Origin of the sequence: Kitasatospora sp. NPDC092039, from assembly GCF_044756065.1 — a bacterium.
Lineage (GTDB): Bacteria > Actinomycetota > Actinomycetes > Streptomycetales > Streptomycetaceae > Kitasatospora.
The window spans coordinates 160,117-176,797 of sequence record NZ_JBIVSD010000010.1; the positions used below are offsets into that span (position 1 = coordinate 160,117).

At 75.1% G+C, this 16,681-nt stretch carries 13 protein-coding genes; 4 read left to right on the plus strand and 9 right to left on the minus strand.

The features are described from left to right. Positions 1 to 3: 3 nt before the first annotated feature. From pntB to ACIQI7_RS21045, 3 genes are all read right to left on the minus strand, one after another. Positions 4 to 1,464 carry a Re/Si-specific NAD(P)(+) transhydrogenase subunit beta gene (gene pntB, locus ACIQI7_RS21035; RefSeq protein WP_401112117.1) on the minus strand — a complete coding sequence of 487 codons (1,461 nt, stop codon included), beginning with the start codon at positions 1,462 to 1,464 and terminating at the stop codon, positions 4 to 6. 4 nt (positions 1,465 to 1,468) lie between these two features. Then, complete coding sequence (locus ACIQI7_RS21040; protein ID WP_401112120.1) at positions 1,469 to 3,073, minus strand: Re/Si-specific NAD(P)(+) transhydrogenase subunit alpha; 1,605 nt, start codon at positions 3,071 to 3,073, stop codon at positions 1,469 to 1,471. A 398-nt stretch (positions 3,074 to 3,471) separates the two neighbouring features. Continuing rightward, entirely contained in the window at positions 3,472 to 4,107 is a 636-nt protein-coding gene (locus tag ACIQI7_RS21045) for a TetR-like C-terminal domain-containing protein (RefSeq protein WP_401112123.1), read from the minus strand. 100 nt (positions 4,108 to 4,207) lie between these two features. Between ACIQI7_RS21045 and ACIQI7_RS21050 the strand changes: the two genes are divergently transcribed. Continuing rightward, a complete protein-coding gene (locus ACIQI7_RS21050; RefSeq protein WP_401112125.1) occupies positions 4,208 to 5,425 on the plus strand; it encodes an alpha/beta fold hydrolase in 1,218 nt (405 codons plus the stop codon). A gap of 71 nt (positions 5,426 to 5,496) precedes the next feature. Here ACIQI7_RS21050 and ACIQI7_RS21055 read toward each other — a convergent pair whose 3' ends face one another. From ACIQI7_RS21055 to ACIQI7_RS21065, 3 genes are all read right to left on the minus strand, one after another. Next, the gene (locus ACIQI7_RS21055; RefSeq protein WP_401112128.1) at positions 5,497 to 6,252 is read right to left on the minus strand and encodes a DUF4232 domain-containing protein; all 756 of its coding nucleotides are present in this window, start codon (positions 6,250 to 6,252) and stop codon (positions 5,497 to 5,499) included. 239 nt (positions 6,253 to 6,491) lie between these two features. Next, positions 6,492 to 7,637, minus strand: a complete 1,146-nt coding sequence (locus ACIQI7_RS21060; protein WP_401112130.1) for a glycosyltransferase — start codon at positions 7,635 to 7,637, stop codon at positions 6,492 to 6,494. Between the two features lie 62 nt (positions 7,638 to 7,699). After that, positions 7,700 to 7,843, minus strand: coding sequence for a hypothetical protein (locus tag ACIQI7_RS21065; RefSeq protein ID WP_401112133.1), 144 nt, complete (start codon positions 7,841 to 7,843; stop codon positions 7,700 to 7,702). 251 nt (positions 7,844 to 8,094) lie between these two features. On the opposite strand from ACIQI7_RS21065, the gene ACIQI7_RS21070 reads away from it, so the two are divergent. Next, positions 8,095 to 8,226 carry a hypothetical protein gene (locus ACIQI7_RS21070; RefSeq protein WP_401112135.1) on the plus strand — a complete coding sequence of 44 codons (132 nt, stop codon included), beginning with the start codon at positions 8,095 to 8,097 and terminating at the stop codon, positions 8,224 to 8,226. Positions 8,227 to 8,230: 4 nt separating this feature from the next. Further along, complete coding sequence (locus ACIQI7_RS21075) at positions 8,231 to 8,794, plus strand: hypothetical protein (protein ID WP_401112138.1); 564 nt, start codon at positions 8,231 to 8,233, stop codon at positions 8,792 to 8,794. Between the two features lie 484 nt (positions 8,795 to 9,278). Here ACIQI7_RS21075 and ACIQI7_RS21080 read toward each other — a convergent pair whose 3' ends face one another. After that, positions 9,279 to 12,008, minus strand: coding sequence for a LuxR C-terminal-related transcriptional regulator (locus ACIQI7_RS21080; RefSeq protein WP_401112140.1), 2,730 nt, complete (start codon positions 12,006 to 12,008; stop codon positions 9,279 to 9,281). A 183-nt stretch (positions 12,009 to 12,191) separates the two neighbouring features. Here ACIQI7_RS21080 and ACIQI7_RS21085 point away from each other — a divergent pair, with 183 nt between their 5' ends. Further along, entirely contained in the window at positions 12,192 to 14,381 is a 2,190-nt protein-coding gene (locus ACIQI7_RS21085; RefSeq protein WP_401112141.1) for a M4 family metallopeptidase, read from the plus strand. 71 nt (positions 14,382 to 14,452) lie between these two features. On the opposite strand, the gene ACIQI7_RS21090 is transcribed toward ACIQI7_RS21085, so the two are convergent. Further along, complete coding sequence (locus ACIQI7_RS21090) at positions 14,453 to 15,418, minus strand: SDR family NAD(P)-dependent oxidoreductase (protein WP_401112144.1); 966 nt, start codon at positions 15,416 to 15,418, stop codon at positions 14,453 to 14,455. Between the two features lie 50 nt (positions 15,419 to 15,468). Further along, entirely contained in the window at positions 15,469 to 16,653 is a 1,185-nt protein-coding gene (locus tag ACIQI7_RS21095) for a zinc-dependent alcohol dehydrogenase (RefSeq protein WP_401112147.1), read from the minus strand. Between the last annotated feature and the right edge of the window lie 28 nt (positions 16,654 to 16,681).

Here is a 16,681-nt window from a genome sequence, read left to right on the forward strand (position 1 = left end):
GCGCTACACCCCGGCCCGGTCGGACGGGGCGTCGCTGCGCCCGTCCGGACGGCCGCCGTCCAAGGCGCGCAGGATCGACTCGACGCTCTGCCTGGCGTCCCCGAAGAGCATCGCGCTGTTCTCCCGGAAGAACAGCGGGTTCTGCACCCCCGCGTAGCCGGAGGCCATCGAGCGCTTGAAAACGATCACCTGCTCCGCCTCCCAGACCCGCAGCACCGGCATGCCCGCGATCGGGCTGGCCGGGTCGTCGGTGGCGGACGGGTTGACGGTGTCGTTGGCGCCGATGACGAGGACCACGGTGGTCGCGGCGAAGTCGTCGTTGATCTCGTCCATCTCCAGGACGATGTCGTACGGCACCCTGGCCTCGGCCAGCAGCACGTTCATGTGGCCGGGCAGCCGCCCGGCGACCGGGTGGACGCCGAAGCGCACCTCGACACCGCGCTCGCGCAGCCGGCGGGTGAGGTCCGCGACCGGGTGCTGCGCCTGCGCCACCGCCATGCCGTAGCCGGGGGTGATGACCACCGACTTGGCCTGCGCGAGCTGCCGGGCCGCCTCCTCGGCGTGGATCTCGCGGTGCTCGCCCTGCTCCCCGCCACCGCCCGAGGGCGCCTCGATGCCGAAGCCGCCGGCGATGACGGAGAGGAAGGACCGGTTCATCGCCCGGCACATGATGTACGACAGGTAGGCGCCCGAGGAGCCGACCAGCGCGCCGGTGACGATGAGCAGGTCGTTGTCGAGCAGGAACCCGGCGGCCGCGGCGGCCCAGCCGGAGTAGCTGTTGAGCATGGAGACGACGACGGGCATGTCGCCGCCGCCGATCGAGACGACCAGGTGCCAGCCGAGCGCGAGCGCGAGCACGGTCACCGCGATCACCGGGCCGAGGCCCGGGTCGGCGGTGAACCAGACCGCCAGCGCCGCGAACGCCCCCAGCGCGCCGACGTTCAGCGCGTTCTTGCCGGGCAGCACCAGCGGGCGCGAGGCGATCCGGCCGGACAGCTTGAGGAAGGCGACGACCGAGCCGGTGAAGGTGACCGCACCGATGAAGACGCCGATGACCACCTCGGCGTGGTGGATGCCCGACAGGTCGGCCGGTACGGCGGTTCGGGCCGAGCCGTGCGCCTCGACCTCCAGGTAGCTGTTCCAGCCCACCAGCACCGCGGCGAGCCCGACGAAGCTGTGCAGGACGGCGATGAGCTCCGGCATCTGCGTCATCTCGACCCGCCGCGCCCGCCACAGGCCGATCGCACCGCCCAGCGCCATGGCGAGGACGATCAGGGCGACGGCGCCGGCGCTGATGCTCCGCGCCGCCACCACGACGGTGGCGACCAGGGCGAGCGCCATGCCGGCGATGCCGTACCCCACACCGGCGCGGGAGGTGCGGTGCTGGGAGAGCCCGGCCAGGCTGAGGATGAACAGCAGGGCGGCGACCAGGTCCGCGGCGTGGGCCGCGGTGGTGGAGGTCATCGGCTCAGCGCCTTTCGGGGGAGGAGGAGAACATGCTCAGCATGCGGCGGGTGACGGCGAAGCCGCCGAAGACGTTCACGCTCGTCAGCAGGACGGCCGTGAAGGAGAGCACGGTGACGAGCGTGCTCCCGTGCCCGGCCTGCAGCAGGGCGCCGACCACCACGATCCCGGAGATCGCGTTGGTGACCGACATCAGAGGCGTGTGCAGGGCATGGTGGACCTTGCCGATCACGTAGTAGCCGATCACCACGGCGAGCGCGAACACCGTGAAGTTCCGGGCCAGTTGGGCCGGGGCGAAGCCGACCAGCAGGAACATCGCCAGCATCCCGGCGCCGATCAGGCCGAACCGGGCGGCCGGGGCGAGCCGGGAGCGCCGGGGCTCCGCCGCGGCCGCCGCGCCGACCGCCGTGCCGGCCTCCGGCGCCGTCGCGGGTGCGGCGGAGACGGCCACGGGCGGCGGCGGCCAGGTGACCTCACCGGCGCGGACCACCGTCACCGCCCGCTGCACCACGTCCTCGAAGTCCAGCACCAGCCGCCCGTCCTGCCCCGGCGTCAGCAGCTTCAACAGGTTGACCAGGTTGGTGCCGAACAGCTGCGAGGCCTGGGCCGGCAGCCGGGAGGCGAGGTCGGTGTAGCCGATGATGGTGACGCCGTTGCCGGTGACCACCGCGCGGCCGGCCACCGTGCCCTCGACGTTGCCGCCCTGCGCGGCGGCCATGTCGACGATGACGCTGCCGGGCTTCATCGCCGCCACGTCCGCCGCGGTGAGCAGGCGGGGGGCGGGGCGGCCGGGGGTCAGGGCGGTGGTGACGACGATGTCCACGTCCTGGGCCTGCGCGCGGTAGAGCGCGGCCGCCGCCCGGTCGTAGTCGGCCGAGGTCGCCCTGGCGTAGCCGTCGGCGCCCGTCTCCTGGGCCACCTCCACCGCCAGGTACTCGCCGCCCAGCGACCTGACCTGGTCGGCGACCTCGGGCCGTGGATCGGTCGCGCGGACGATCGCACCCAGACTGGAGGCGGCCCCGATCGCGGCGAGCCCGGCCACACCGGCCCCGGCCACCAGGACCTTCGCCGGCGGGACCTTGCCGGCCGCCGTCACCTGGCCGGTGAAGAACCGGCCGAACACGTGCGCCGCCTCGATCACCGCCCGGTACCCGGCGATGTTCGCCATCGAGCTGAGCACGTCCATCGACTGCGCCCGCGAGATCCGCGGCACCGCGTCCAGCGCCAGCGCGGTCACCGGGCGCCGCGCCAGCGCCGCCAGCAGCTCGGGCCGCTGGGCCGGGGCGAGCAGGCCGATCAGGGTGGCGCCGTCGCGCAGCCGGGCGAGCTCCGCGGCCGACGGCGCGTTGACCTTCAGCACGACGTCGGCCGCCCAGGCGTCCGCGACCTCCGCGCCGGCCCCGGCGATCTCCGCGCCGGCCCCGGCGTAGGCCTCGTCGGTGAACCCGGAGGCCGCGCCAGCGCCGGACTCGACGACGACCCGGTAGCCGAGGGCGAGGATCCCCCGGACCGTCGACGGCGTCGCGGCGACGCGGGTCTCCCCGGCGGCCGACTCGGCGACCACGCCGACGAGCCGCGGGGGGTGGTGCGTGGAGTGCTGTGCAGACATCACTCGTGCCTCTCTCCTCGAAGGAGCCGATGACGGCGGAATCCGCGCCCGGGGGAGCCTCGCTGCCCTCGGGGGCAGGAACCTACCCGCCACGGCGCCGCCCGGCACCGGGGCGCCACTGTGATGTGCTCCACCGGTTCGCGCCGACGCGCCGACGCGAACCGGCCGGGCCCCGGGCCCCGGGAGCCGGGGAGGAATCCGGCTGCGGATCCGCCGACGTGGGCGTGCCCGCCTGCCCCGGGTGCCCGCGTGCCCCGCCGTGCTGCTCACGGCGGGGCACGCGGATACCGGTGACCGCTGGTCGGCTCCCGCAGCGCCGCAGTCCAGCGCGTCCCCGTCCAGCGCGTCCCCCGCCGGCGGCGCGCCGAGGTGCGGCGAGGCGCGGCGCCGTCCCGCCGTCAGGCGGCGAAGGCGGCGAGGAGCTTGTCGGTGAGCCGGTCGAGGTAGTCGGGGCCGGTGGGCGTGCGGACGACCGCGAGGCGCCAGTACAGGGGGCCGACGAGGAAGTCGAGCGCGAACTCGCGGTCCACGTCGGCGGGGAGCTCGCCGCGGTCGACCGCGCGCTCCAGCAGGCGGGCGGCCTTGTGCCGGCGGGTGTCGCGGACGGCGGTCGTCAGCACCTGCGCCAGCTCGGGGTTGCGGCCGCTCTCGGCGAGCAGGTCGGGGATGATCTTCGACGGGAGCCGGTGGCGCAGTGCCCCGTCGATCTCGGTGAGGAAGGCGAGGACGTCGCCGCGCAGGGTGCCGGTGTCCTTGATCTCGGAGGCGTCCACGGCGACCGAGCGGACCAGGTCGAGGGTCATGTCGAGCTTGGACGGCCAGCGGCGGTAGATGGCGGCCTTGCCGGCCCCGGCCCGCTTGGCGACCGTCTCCAGGGAGAGCCGGGCGTAGCCGACCGCGGCGAGTTCCTCGAAGAACGCGGCCGAGATCGCCTCGGTCACCGAGTCCTGGAGCACCGGCCCGCCGGGCGTGCGGCGCGCGGGCTGCTCGGAGGGGCCGGAGGTCGCGGGCGGGGGCGCGGGTGTGCGGGACATCCCCCGAAACTACACCAGACGGAACGCTTGCGTCTCGGCTAGACACGGCTACTCTTAGTCGAGACGGAACCGTTCCGTCTCGACAATGTCGGGAGCACCCATGCGATTCCTCTTCGAGGACGAGTCGTTCTCCTTCGAAACGCTCCGGGCCGCCGGATTCGCCACCTACGGCGGCGCCGACCTGGGCGAGGTCATCGCCACCGCCCGCACCATCGGCGAGGGCGACGAGGAGGCCTGGCTGCGCGAGTGGAAGGCCACCGCCGAGCGCGTCCACCGCATCGGCAGCCGCGCCCTGGCGGCCGGGCACCGGGTCAGCGCCCGCGAAGCCCTGCTGCGCGCGTCGAACTACTACCGCACCGCCGAGTTCTACCGCCGCGACGACCCCGCGAACGACCCCGAGGCCAGGCGCCTCTCCGCGCTCTCCCGGGAGACCTTCGCCACCGCGGCGGCCCTGATGGACACCCCGGTCGAGGCCGTGCGCATCCCCTACGAGGACACCACCCTGCCCGGCTACCTCTTCCTCGTCGACGACTCCGGCGCCCCGCGCCCCACCGTCCTGTTCACCAGCGGCTTCGACTCCACGCTGGAGGAGGCGTACTTCGCCGTCGCCGCGGCCGCGCTGCGCCGCGGTTACAACGTCCTCGCCTACGACGGTCCGGGCCAGGGAGCGGCGCTGCGCGAGCAGCGGCTGGTCTTCCGTCCGGACTGGGAGGCCGTGGTGACCCCGGTGGTCGACCACGCGCTGACCCGCCCCGAGATCGCCGCCGACCGGCTGGTCCTGTTCGGCTACAGCCTCGGCGGCTACCTGGCCGCCCGCGCCGCCGCCCACGAACACCGCCTGGCCGCCCTGGTGCTGGACGACGGCCTGTACAGCTTCGGCCAGGCCCAGGACCGGTTCCTGCCGCCGTTCCTGCGCGAGTGGGTCGAGGCCGGCCGGGACGACCTCGTCGAGCCCGTCATGCGCCTGTTCATGCAGGCGAGCACCCAGCTGCGCTGGGCCATGCGCAACGGGGTGTGGACGTTCGGCGCCGCATCGGTGGCGGACTACCTGCGCCGCTCCGCCGACTACACCCTCGACGGCGTCGCCCACCTCATCGACTGCCCCACCCTCGTCCTGGACGCCGAGAACGACCAGTTCTTCCGCGGCCAGCCCCAGCAGGTCCGGGCCGCGCTGACCTGCCCCCACGCCCTCGTCACCCTGACCGACGCCGAAGGCGCGGGCGAGCACTGCCACATGGGCGCCATGTCCCGCTTCCACCAGACGGTCTTCGACTGGCTGGACACCACCCTGGCCCGGGCGGCCGCGCCCGCCGGCTGACGGCCGGGGCCGCCGCCTCCTCCCGGCCGTCACGCCCGGGGGAGACGGTGCCGGCGCGCGGCGGCCGGGGCCTACTTGCCCGCGCTGGTCATGGAGGCGACCGCTTCGGCGACGGTGGAACGGTAGACGCCCATCTGCGGGTTGAGGACGTGGGCGCCCTTGGGCAGCGGGAAGTTGCGGGTGTTGGCCAGGGGCATGTTGGTGCCGTCGTCGTCGACCAGGACGTTGATCTCGTCGATGCCGGGGGTGGTGCCGGTGGTGGCGCCGCTCGGGTCGAGGTCGATCACCACGTAGGCGCTGTGGCCCGCCGCCACGGGGAAGCGCAGCGTGCCGGCGGCGAGGACCGGCTTGACGTTGCCGCTCCGGTCGCGGGCCGTGGAGTTGCCCAGGTCGACGCCCGGGGTGGAGCTCAGGCTGCAGACGCCCGTGCCGGTGTTGCGGACCTCGATCACCCACTGGCTCGCGGTCCCGGCGCGGGCCGTGGCCTGGACGGTGAGGTGCTCGATGTCGCACGGACGGGCGTCGGTGCCGGCCTCCCCGCCGCCGGGCCGGGTGGCGCCCGACGGGTTCGCGGCGGGCGGGGTCTTCGCCGGGCGGGTGGCGGTCTGCGAGGCGCCGCCGCCCGCGGTCGGCGTGCTCGCCGCAGGCCCACCGGAGGCCGCCGCGGACGGCGCGGCGGACGCCGAGGTGGCCGCCGAGGTGGCCGCCGGAGCCGGAGGAGCGCCGGCCGTGTCGGAGTTCTCGGGCCCGCACGCGGTCAGCGCCAGGCCCGCCCCGACGACCAGGGCGGCGGAGGCGAACAGCGGACGACGGTTGCGGACGGACATGGTGACTCCTCGAAAGCGGTGTGCACTGGTGTGTGCTCGACAGATCAAAGGACTTCAGGAAGAGGGCAGTTGGTGGCACCGCCGGCGTCACAATCACCAGGACATGACAGGAACGGGACCGTGACATTCGACCGGGCGCGGCACGGTTGACAGCCGCCCGGCCCCGGCGGCGAGGCCTCTCGGCGCCTCCCGCACCACGCACCGCGCACCCCCGGATCCCACCCGGCTCCCACCCCGGTTCACGCGCGGGCCAGCAGTTCCGCCAGGTCCACCGGCGGCAGCCGGGACAGTTCGGCGTCGGCGGCGGCCATGGCGGCGGTGTGGCGGGGGTCGCCGAGGAGGGCCGTGACGGCGTCGGCGAGCTCGGCGCGCCTCGCGGTGGGTTCCAGCGCGAGGCCGAGGCCGTGCCGGGCGAAGGCGGCGGTGTTGCCGGGCTGGTCGGCGAGAACGCCCAGGCCCAGGACGGGCGTTGCGCCCTGCACCGCGTCGAGCAGCGAGGCCCGTCCGCCGTGGGTGACGAACAGGTCCACGCGGCGCAGCAGCGCGGGCTGCGGGACGTGCTCGACGACCGCGATGCGGGGGTCCGTGCTCGGCAGCTCCCGCGCGAGGGCTCCGGCGGACACGATCGCGTCGCAGCCGGTCGCGGACAGGGCCGCCATGACCTCCCGGTACACGTCCCCCACGACACCGCGCAGACCCGGCATCGCGGTGGTCAGGGTGCCCAGGCTCACGTAGACGAGCGGACGCGAGGAGGGGAGGCCGTCCAGCCCGGGGCCGGCGGTCCGGAACGCCGCGACGGTGCGCCCGACCGCGCGGGCCGACGGCGGGGGAGTCCCGTAGAACCAGTGCACCGGCGCGGGGGTGACCATCGGCGGCAGGACGGGGGCGTCCTGCCCGTACCGCTTGTGGAGGGAGGTCAGCGCGGGCGCGACGTCGGTGTCCCAGAGGTCCAGGAGCACCGGGCCCAGACCGTTGTCCGCCGCCCACACCGGCAGCCGCAGGACCGCCGCCGCGAGGTGCCCGCCGAGATCGCTGCACTCGGAGACCACCAGGTCGGGCCGCGCCCTCGTCCACGCGGCGATCAGGTCGCGGGCCTTCGCCTCGGCCCGCTCCGGCCACAGCCGGCCGAAGACGTGGCGGTTGAAGGACGCGTTGCCCGACTGCCTCCAGATCCCGCTCGCCACCCGCTGGACGGCGGGATCGCAGGTCCAGTCGGTGCCCGCCCGGTGGAACCCCACCCCGCGCCGCCGGGCTTCGCGGCGGAACATCGGCGGGGCGTACAGCGCGACGTCGTGGCCCTGGTCGAGGGCCGGGCCGATGACGTAGTCCAGCGCCGACACGTGCGACGGTACCGGCTCGGCGGTGACGGCTATCCGTAAGGCCATGGAGACTCCAAGCGGTGCGTGGCGGGCGGTCCCGGGGCCCGAGGCCGCCGCGTCACGGGGCGTCAGGCACGGGCACGGGAGGACGGCGGCCTGCGCGACAGGCCCGGGCCGTCCGGGTCGTCCGGACTGCCGAGGACGAGGACCTGGAAGGCCGCTCCGGCGTAGACGACCAGGAGCCGGGCGATCCTGCGGGGCGTGCTGCGCATGGTGGTGACCTGCTTTCGTCGCAGTGCGTTCGGCGTTCGGCGGCCGCCTCCTCGGGCGGCGCGGGATCCGCCAGGGGACGCGGCGGCCCCGAGCGGCGGGCCGGTCGCCGATCGGACGACCGAAGCCTGCGCGCCGATCCGTCCCAGCCGCCACACCTCGCCCCACGACAGGGAAGGTGGGACGCCGAACAGGGGCCTGACCAGCGCGGACGGGACGAGCCTGGAACGCCGGAACGGGACGCCGAAGCGCCATGGGACGGCTACCCGCGGGCCCGGCCCGCCCGTCGGGCCCCGGTCCCGAACGCCGCAGCACGGCGGCCCACCGGCACGCCTACGAACGGGCGCAGGTCACCGCCACCGGCACCACGGGCTGGTACGTGTGACGGCATGACCATCTCCCGCTGCTCCCGGCGCCGCGCCGCCACCCTCCTGCTGGCCCTGTCCGCTGCGGTCCCGCTGCTCACCGGAGCCTCCGCCGGCGCCGACCGGGCCGAGCCCACGACCGACGCCACCTGCGTGCTGAACTCCCACGGCGTCTTCGCCTCCGCCGTCGCCCCGGGCGGCGTCGACCTGCACCTGCCCAACACGCTCGTCCTGACCGGCACGCTCTCCTGCGTGGACGCCGCGGGCACGCCCTCGGCGACCGGCACCTTCGAACGGATCGTCACCATGCCGGCCACCGAGTGCACCGGCGACGAACACGGGGACACCGCGACCACGAACGTCCACTGGACCGACCAGACCGGTTCCACCTTCAGGTTCGACAAGATCGACGTGGTGAAGGTGAACGGCACCGCCTCGCTGGTCATCACCGGCGCCGTCACGGCCGACAGCGCGCGCTTCGCCGACGACACCATCAACGCCGTGGGCACCGGCACCGGCGCCGGATGCGGCACCCCGGCCGGCCAGACCGTCGTCGACTCGACCATCGTGCTCCGCCTCACCCACTGACCCCCCCAGCGGCCTGCCGGGATGACGGCGCCCTCGATGCATCCGGCGCCGGTGGAGGGTGTTCGGCCCGGCGAGCGGGCGCGGTGCCGACCGTGGAGGTGTGGGTGGGTTCGTGACGACCGGTCAAGCCGGGACGGCCCTGGGGTGCTCGATCCCGACGGTGAAGAGGCTGATGGCCGCTGGCGTGGTCCGGGGCGTTCGCGAGACGGGCCGGCAGGTGTTCCCGTCGGCCGTGCTCCAGCGGTTGCAGGCCCTCCCGGCCGCCGACCTGACCGGGCTCGGTACTGGCGAGGTGGCGGTGCGACCGGGCGCGGGTCGCCGCCGGCGGGGTGCGGTCGGTGACGGTGGCCGGGTTCGTCGTACCCGGAGGTCCGCACCTGGGCCCCCACCGGCCACCAGAGCTCCGACGTGCTCATCCGCTGTCCCCGCCGCACCGGCGGAGGGCCGGGCACGGCGACGGGGGCGCTGACGCCGTGTCGGAAGGTCACTCCCGCGCCGGGGCGACGGCGTGGGCGAGCTGGACCCGTGAGTGCAGCCCGAGCTTCCGGTAGACCCGGGTCAGCGTCGCCTCGACCGTCTTCACGCTGATGGTGAGGGCTGCGGCGATGTCGCGGTTGCTCGCGCCGTCGGCGGCGAGCCGGGCGCAGCGCTGTTCGGCCCGGGTGAGCCGGTGGTGGGCGTCGTCGTCCGGGAGGCCGGGGTCGAGCCGGTGCAGGGCGCGGGTGGCGGCGTCGGTCCAGGGGTGGGCGTCGTGGGCGGTGAAGAGGTCGGCGGCGCGCCGGGCCGCCGCCCGGGCGCTCGCGCGGCGGCGTCCGCGCCGTTCGGTGTGGCTGAGCGCCAGCAGCGTCCGGCCGCGTTCGACGGGCAGGTGGTGGAGGCGGTCGGCGGTCCCGGTGAGGCGGCGGGCGGCGGTGTCGTAGTCGCCGCGGGCGGCGTCCAGCAGGGCCCGGGCCCGGTCCAGGGGCGGGAGGACGGAGTTCCTGCCGAGGTCGACCGCGGTGCGGCGGGTGCCGGTCAGCAGGTGGCCGGCCTGGTCGAGGCGGCCCACGGCGATCAGGGCTTCGGCCAGGTCGGCGTGCCAGCGCAGCACGGACGGGTCGTTGACCTGCTGGAGCTCCTCCAGGACGCGTACCTCCTCCAGGGCCTCCAGGGCCTCTTTCGGGCGGCCGGTGACCAGCAGGAGGTGCCCGAGGGCGAAGAGGTTGCGCGAGAGGAAGACCCGGTTGTCCTCCTGCCGGCAGGCGTCGGCTCCGCGCAGCGCGTGGGCGAGGGCGAGGTCGGTGCGCGAGGCGGTGCCCTCGACGAGGGCGGCGGTGTAGCAGGCCGGTCCGGACGGCAGGCCCGCCCGCTCGGTCAGTGCCCGGGCGCGGCCGCTGTAGTCGAGGGCCCGGGCGCACCGCCCGGCGCGGATCTCCACCTCGGCGAGGCTGCGCAGGACGTCCACGGTGCCCTCGGCATCGCCGTCGCGCTGGGCCTGGACGAGCAGGGGCAGCAGTGCTTCCCGGGCGTCGGACAGGCGGTCGTCGAAGAGGGCGTGCCGGGCGGCGAGGTGTTCGGGGGTGGCGTTGACGGCGACGGGTGCGGGGCGGGGCAGGGACAGGGCGCGGTCGAGCGTGGCGTCGGCCCCGGGGTTGCCGAGGACGCGCTGGACGCGGGCCTGCATGGTCAGGGCCAGTGCGGTGGTGGTGGTGTCGCCGGCGGCCCGGGCGAGGTCGGCGGCCTGGGCGGCCAGGGCGGCGGCCCGTTCGGGGGCGCCGTCGTTGACGTTGGCCCCGATGGCCCGGCGGAGCAGGATCCGGGCGGTCAGGTCGGGTCGGCCGGCCGCTTCGTGGGCGGCCCCGGCGAACAGCTCGTCCGCGCCGTTCAGACGCTGTCCGCTGGCGTCGAGCAGGGTCACGAGGGCGCTGACGCGTTGGGCGGGACTGCTGTCGTGCTCCAGGACGAGGCGGGCGGCGGCCCGGCCGCGGGGGAGGTCGCCGCAGTGCGCGGCGTCGCGTGCGGCGGTCAGTGCCCTCTCGGTGAGCAGTGCGGTGTCCTCGGTCGGGGTGCGTTCGGCGGCGAGGAGGGAGAGTTCGGCGGCCAGCGGGAGCTCGCCGCGCAGTCTGGCGCGGTCGGCGGCGCGGGCGGCGTGGTGTGCGGTGTGCCGGGCCGTGCGGGGGTCGGCGGGATCGGCCGCAAGCACGGTGTGCCGGTCGCGGCGGACGCTGTCGCGGCCGGCCTCGGCCAGGCGTGCGTGCAGCAGGCGGCGTTCGGCGGCCGGCAGCCGGGTCGTGAGTTCGGTGCCGATCGCGGAGGCGGTGAACCGCACCCTCCCGTCGGCCTGCCCGAGGTCGAGCAGGCCGGCCGCCCGGGCCTCGGCCAGGAGGGTGTCGGCGGTCGGGCCGGCGAGGCGGGCGAGCAGTTCGTGGTCGGGCCGGTCGTCCAGGGCGGCGAACGTCAGCAGTTCCCGCACCGGGGCGGGGACTTCGTCCAGCCACTCGCCGACCAGCCGGCGGGCCGCCGGCGGCAGGACCGGTTCGACCCCGGCGCCCCGGTCCGCGGGCGGGCCCGCGGGGTCGGCGAGGGCCAGGGCCAGGGCCGGGTTCCCGCCGCTGCGGGTGTGGATCCGCGCGACCTCGCACGGGTCCAGCCGGTACGGCGACAGCAGGCGGGCGACCTGGTCGGCCGTCAGCGCCGGGACGCCCACCGGGTACGCGTCCTCCCCGCACCAGTGGCCGCCGGCTCCCGGACGCCAGGTGCGCTCGGCCACGACGACGGGCAGCTCCGGGGTCAGGCGCAGGGCCCAGCCCAGGACGGCCGCGCTGGCCGGGTCCAGCCACTGGGCGTTGTCCACCACCAGGGTCATGGGGGAGGCGTCCCGCAGCAGGGCGGCGGTCAGCCGGCGCAGCCGAAGGGCCGGGCCGGCGTGCTCGGGGGCACCCGGTTCGCCGACGGCCTCGTCCAGTGCCGCCGTGAGCTCCCGTGCGGCGGGCAACGGCCGCAGGGCCAGCGCGAGTTCGAGCAGCCCGGTGCAGGGGATCCGGGTGTCCTGCGGGCCCGGTGCCAGCCGCAGGACGGGCAGGCCCAGCCGCCGCCCCAGCACTCCGGCCGCGGTGGTCTTGCCGATTCCGGGCGGCCCGAACAGCACCACCCGGCGGGCGCCGTCCGCTCCGTCGGGCAGGACGGTGTCGACCGCCTCCTGGGGCACGCTCGCCAACATCACAGCATCCGGCACCGGGCCATGATGGGCCTGAAGTGCCCCGTTGCGCCAGGACAAGGGTTTTCCCCGATGTGCGGGGGCCGCCGCGAGCCCTAGCGTCCTGCCCGTCGAGCTGGCCCGACCGCCGGACGTCCCCCACCCCTCAGACGACGTTCTTCGGCCGTCCCCCTCCTATCCCAGCTCGGCGGGAGGATTGTGATGACCCGCAAGAACGTGCTGGCCGCCGCCGTCGCGGCCGCCCTCACCCTGGGCACCGTGACCGTGGCAGCGGCCCAGTCGACCGCGGTCACCGGCGGCCCGGCCGCCCGGCCGGGCGCCGGGTTCCAGGCGATGGCGGCCGACGTCCGGGGTGAGGCGATGCGCACGGCCGACCGGGAGGCGGCCGCGACGGCCCGCGCGCTCGGGTTCGGCGCCGACGAGCGCCTGGTGGCGAAGGACGTGCTGGTGGACGCCGACGGTGCCCGGCACGTGCGCTACGACCGCACCTACCGGGGCCTGCCGGTGATCGGCGGCGACCTGGTGGTGCACCGCGGCAGGGACGGCGCGATCACCGGCTCGAACCTGGCGCACCCGGGCGCGATATCGGTCGCCGGCCTCTCGCCGAGGCTGACGGCGGCCGACGCCTCGGCCGCCGCCGTGAAGCACGCCAAGCACGTGAAGGACGCGAAGGCCGGCGGCTCGGACAGCAGCACCCTGGTGGTGTACGCGGTCGGCAAGGTGCCGGTCCTGGCGTACCGTTCGACGGTCACCGGTGCGGGCGAGGCCGGCCCGGCCTCGCAGGAGGCGGTGATCGTGGACGCGGGCAGCGGCGCGCCGCTGGACCAGTACGAGCTGCACCAGGGCGTCGGCGGCACCGGCAACGGCGTCAACGTCGGCCAGGTGGCGCTGGAGACCACCCAGTCCGGTGGCGGCTACACCCTCACCGACGCGGCGCACGGCGGCACGATCGTCTACGACTCGTACAACAGCCCGCAGTCGAGCCCGGCGCAGAACGCCCGGACCTTCAGCAGGTCCACCAACGCCTGGGGCAACGGCTCCACGTCCAGCCGGGAGAGCGCCGCGGTCGACGCCGCCTACGGCCTGGCCAAGACCTGGGACTACTACAAGAACGCCTTCAACCGCTCCGGCATCCGCAACGACGGCCGCGGCGCCCCGGCCTACGTGCACGTCGACACCAACCTGGTGAACGCGTTCTACGACGACAGCTGCTTCTGCATGTCCTTCGGCGACGGCGGCTCGCAGAACGGCAACACCCCGCTCACCTCGCTGGACGTGGCGGGCCACGAGATGAGCCACGGTGTCACCGCCGCCACCGCGGGCCTGAACTACTCGGGCGAGTCCGGCGGCCTGAACGAGGCCACCAGCGACATCTTCGGCACCATGGTCGAGTTCTACGCCGCCAACAGCGCCGACCCCGGCGACTACTACATCGGCGAGAAGGTCAACATGGCGGGCGGCTACCTCCGGCGGATGGACGACCCCGCCGCCGACGGGAAGTCGCTGTCCTGCTGGACCTCCGGTGCCGGCTCGGCGGACGTCCACTACTCCTCCGGCATCGGCAACCACTTCTTCTACCTCGCCGCCGAGGGAACCGGGGCGAAGACCGTCGGCGGGCTCCCGCACAACGGCACCACCTGCAACAACGACACCTTCGCCGGCATCGGCCGGGACAAGGCCGCCGCCGTCTGGTACCGGGCCCTGAGCGCCTACATGACCTCCACCACCACCTACGCGGGCGCCCGCACCGCCACCCTCCAGGCGGCCGCCGACCTGTACGGCGCCGACTCCCGGGAGCGGTACCTCGTCTCCAAGGCCTGGGCCGCCGTCAGCGTCGGCACCGCCCTCCCCGACCCGGGAACCGGCACCCCGACCCCGACCCCGACCCCGACCTCCACGTCCACCCCGACCCCGAACCCGACCCCCACCTCGACCTCCACCCCGGCCCCGGGCGGGAACGCGCTGGTCAACGGCGGATTCGAGCAGGGCACCGCCGGCTGGACCCAGAGCGACAGCGACATCACCAACTCCCCCCTCCAGGCCACCCACGGCGGCTCCTGGTACGCCTGGATGATGGGCTACGGCACCTCCGCCGCGGAGTCCCTCTCCCAGGCGAACATCACGGTGCCCGCCACCGGCAGCCCGAAGCTCACCTTCTGGCTGAAGGTCAGCACCCAGGAGGCCGGCCCCACCGCCTACGACACCCTGAAGGTCAAGGTCGACGGCACCGCGCTGGCCACCTACTCCAACGCCGACGCCTCGGCCGGGTACGTCCAGAAGACCGTCGACCTGTCCGCCTACAAGGGCCGGACGGTGAAGCTGGAGTTCGCCGGCACCGAGGACCCCTACCTGGCGACCGTCTTCCTGCTCGACGACGTCGCCATCGGCTGACCGCACCTCACCGCCGGCACTCCTGCGGCCGGGTGCCCGACAGGGCGCTCCGGCCGCAGGAGTGCCGGCGGTCAGGGCCCGGTGTGCGGGCGGGGCTGGGCGAACCGGCGCGCCGCCCGGTCGCCGAGGGCGGTGGCCCAGGAGGGCAGGGCGCTCTGGCCGGCCGCGTCGGCGCCGGGGACGCCGTGACGCGGGGCGTCGCCGGCGGAGGGCAGGGCGCGGGCGGCGAGTGCGAGCAGGCGGGCGGTGGTGGCGGGGGCCAGGCCCTGCGCCCGGACGCCGATCTTCGCCGCGGGGGTGAGGACCAGCTCGGGGCGGCGGCGGGCGGCGGCCCGGACGATCGCCCGGGCGGCGCGCTCGGCGTCCATCGAGAGCAGCGGCGCGCTGGCCGCGGCGGCGAACCACCCGTACTCGGCCCCGGGGCGGCCGTGGAAGCGCGCGGCGGTGTGCGAGCCGGTGCGCATCAGCCCCGGCAGGACGGTGGTGACGCTGACGCCCGTCCCGGCGAGTTCGGCGCGCAGCCCCTGGGAGAAGCCCGCCGCGGCGAACTTGGCGGCCACATAGGGCAGCAGGTGCGGTGCGGGGATCCGGCCGCCGACCGAGGAGACCGTCACCACCGTCCCGTCGCCGCCGGCCCGCAGGTCGGGGAGCGCGGCCAGGGTCAGGCGCAGCGGCGCGAAGTACATGGTGTCCATGGCCTGGCGGAAGTCCTCCTCGCGCAGCGCGTCCAGCGGGCCGACCTGGATGATCCCGGCGTTGTTGACGAGGACGTCGAGGGGGCCGAACCGCTCGTGCACGGCGTCGAGGAGCCTGCGCGGGGCCTCGGGGCGGGTGATGTCGCAGCTGAGGGAGGCGACGTCGGCCCCCTCGTCGCGCAGCCGCCGCTCGGCGCGGCCGAGAGCGTCGGGGTCGCGGGCGCAGAGCATCACGCGGGCGCCGTGGCGGGCCAGTTCCCGGGCCACGAGCAGGCCGAGCCCGCGGGAGGAGCCGGTGACCAGGGCGGTGCGGCCGGCGAAGCGGTGTCGTGGTGCGGTCATGGCGGAGGCCTCCCGGGTGTGGGCCGTGCCGGGGAGCACGGGTGGTGCGCTCAGGGTTTGAAGAGCACCTTGACGGCGCCGTCCCGCTTCTTCTGGAACATCTCGTACGCCCCGGGGGCGTCGGCGAGCGGGACGTGGTGGGTGGCGAAGGCGTCGACGCCCAGCGGGTCGTCGTCGGTGAGCAGCGGAAGGATGTCGTCGACCCAGCGGTGGACGTTGGCCTGGCCCATGCGCAGCTGGATCTGCTTGTCGAACATCGTGAGCAGGGGCAGCGGGTCGGTCTGGCCGCCGTAGACGCCCGAGAGGGAGATGGTGCCGCCGCGCCGGACGATGTCGATGGCCAGGTGCAGGGCGTGGAGCCGGTCGACGCCGACGTGTTCCATCAGCTTGGCGGCCATGGCGCTGGGGAGCAGGTCGGTGACGCGGGCGGCGAGCTTGGCGCCGGGCGAGCCGTGGGCCTCCATCCCGACCGCGTCGACGACCGCGTCGGGGCCGCGCCCCTGGGTGAGGTCGCGGACGGCGTCGGGCAGGTCCTTGCCGTGCTCGCGCAGGTCGAGGACGTGCACGCCCCGGCTCCGCGCGCGTTCGAGGCGTTCGGGCACGAGGTCGACGCCGATCACCTGCCCCGCACCCCGGTGCAGGGCGATCCGGCAGCTCATGTCGCCGATCGGCCCCAGCCCCAGGACGACGAGGCTGCCGCCGTCGGGGACGGCGGCGTACTCGACGGCCTGCCAGGCGGTGGGCAGGACGTCGGAGAGGAAGACGAAGCGGTCGTCGACGGGGCCGTGCGGCACCTTGATCGGCAGGTTGTCGCCGAACGGGACGCGCAGCAGCTCGGCCTGCCCGCCGGGGACCTGCCCGTAGAGCTTGGTGTAGCCGAACAGCGAGGCGCCGCTGCCGTACTCCCGCACCTGGGTGGTCTCGCACTGCGAGTGCAGGCCCTGCCGACAGGTGTGGCAGGTGCCGCAGGAGACGTTGAAGGGGATCACCACCCGGTCGCCGGCGCGCAGGGCGGTCACCTCCGGGCCGGTCTCCTCGACGACGCCCATGGGTTCGTGCCCGAGGATGTCGCCTTCGTCCAGGAAGGGGCCGAGGACCTCGTAGAGGTGGAGGTCGGACCCGCACAGTCCGCTGCTGGTCACCCTGACGAGCACGTCGGTGGAGTCCTGGAGCACCGGGTCGGGGACGGTGTCGACTCGTACGTCCCGCCTGCCGTGCCAGGTCAAGGCCTTCATCGTCACTCCTCGTGGTGCCGGTCCGGTT

Coding starts and splice junctions, on each gene's coding strand:
- pntB (WP_401112117.1), bottom strand. CDS start 1,464: ATGACCTCCACCACCGCGGCCCACGCCGCGGACCTGGTCGCCGCCCTG.
- ACIQI7_RS21040 (WP_401112120.1), bottom strand. CDS start 3,073: ATGTCTGCACAGCACTCCACGCACCACCCCCCGCGGCTCGTCGGCGTG.
- ACIQI7_RS21045 (WP_401112123.1), bottom strand. CDS start 4,107: ATGTCCCGCACACCCGCGCCCCCGCCCGCGACCTCCGGCCCCTCCGAG.
- ACIQI7_RS21050 (WP_401112125.1), top strand. CDS start 4,208: ATGCGATTCCTCTTCGAGGACGAGTCGTTCTCCTTCGAAACGCTCCGG.
- ACIQI7_RS21055 (WP_401112128.1), bottom strand. CDS start 6,252: ATGTCCGTCCGCAACCGTCGTCCGCTGTTCGCCTCCGCCGCCCTGGTC.
- ACIQI7_RS21060 (WP_401112130.1), bottom strand. CDS start 7,637: ATGGCCTTACGGATAGCCGTCACCGCCGAGCCGGTACCGTCGCACGTG.
- ACIQI7_RS21065 (WP_401112133.1), bottom strand. CDS start 7,843: ATGCGCAGCACGCCCCGCAGGATCGCCCGGCTCCTGGTCGTCTACGCC.
- ACIQI7_RS21070 (WP_401112135.1), top strand. CDS start 8,095: ATGGGACGGCTACCCGCGGGCCCGGCCCGCCCGTCGGGCCCCGGTCCC.
- ACIQI7_RS21075 (WP_401112138.1), top strand. CDS start 8,231: ATGACCATCTCCCGCTGCTCCCGGCGCCGCGCCGCCACCCTCCTGCTG.
- ACIQI7_RS21085 (WP_401112141.1), top strand. CDS start 12,192: ATGACCCGCAAGAACGTGCTGGCCGCCGCCGTCGCGGCCGCCCTCACC.
- ACIQI7_RS21090 (WP_401112144.1), bottom strand. CDS start 15,418: ATGACCGCACCACGACACCGCTTCGCCGGCCGCACCGCCCTGGTCACC.
- ACIQI7_RS21095 (WP_401112147.1), bottom strand. CDS start 16,653: ATGAAGGCCTTGACCTGGCACGGCAGGCGGGACGTACGAGTCGACACC.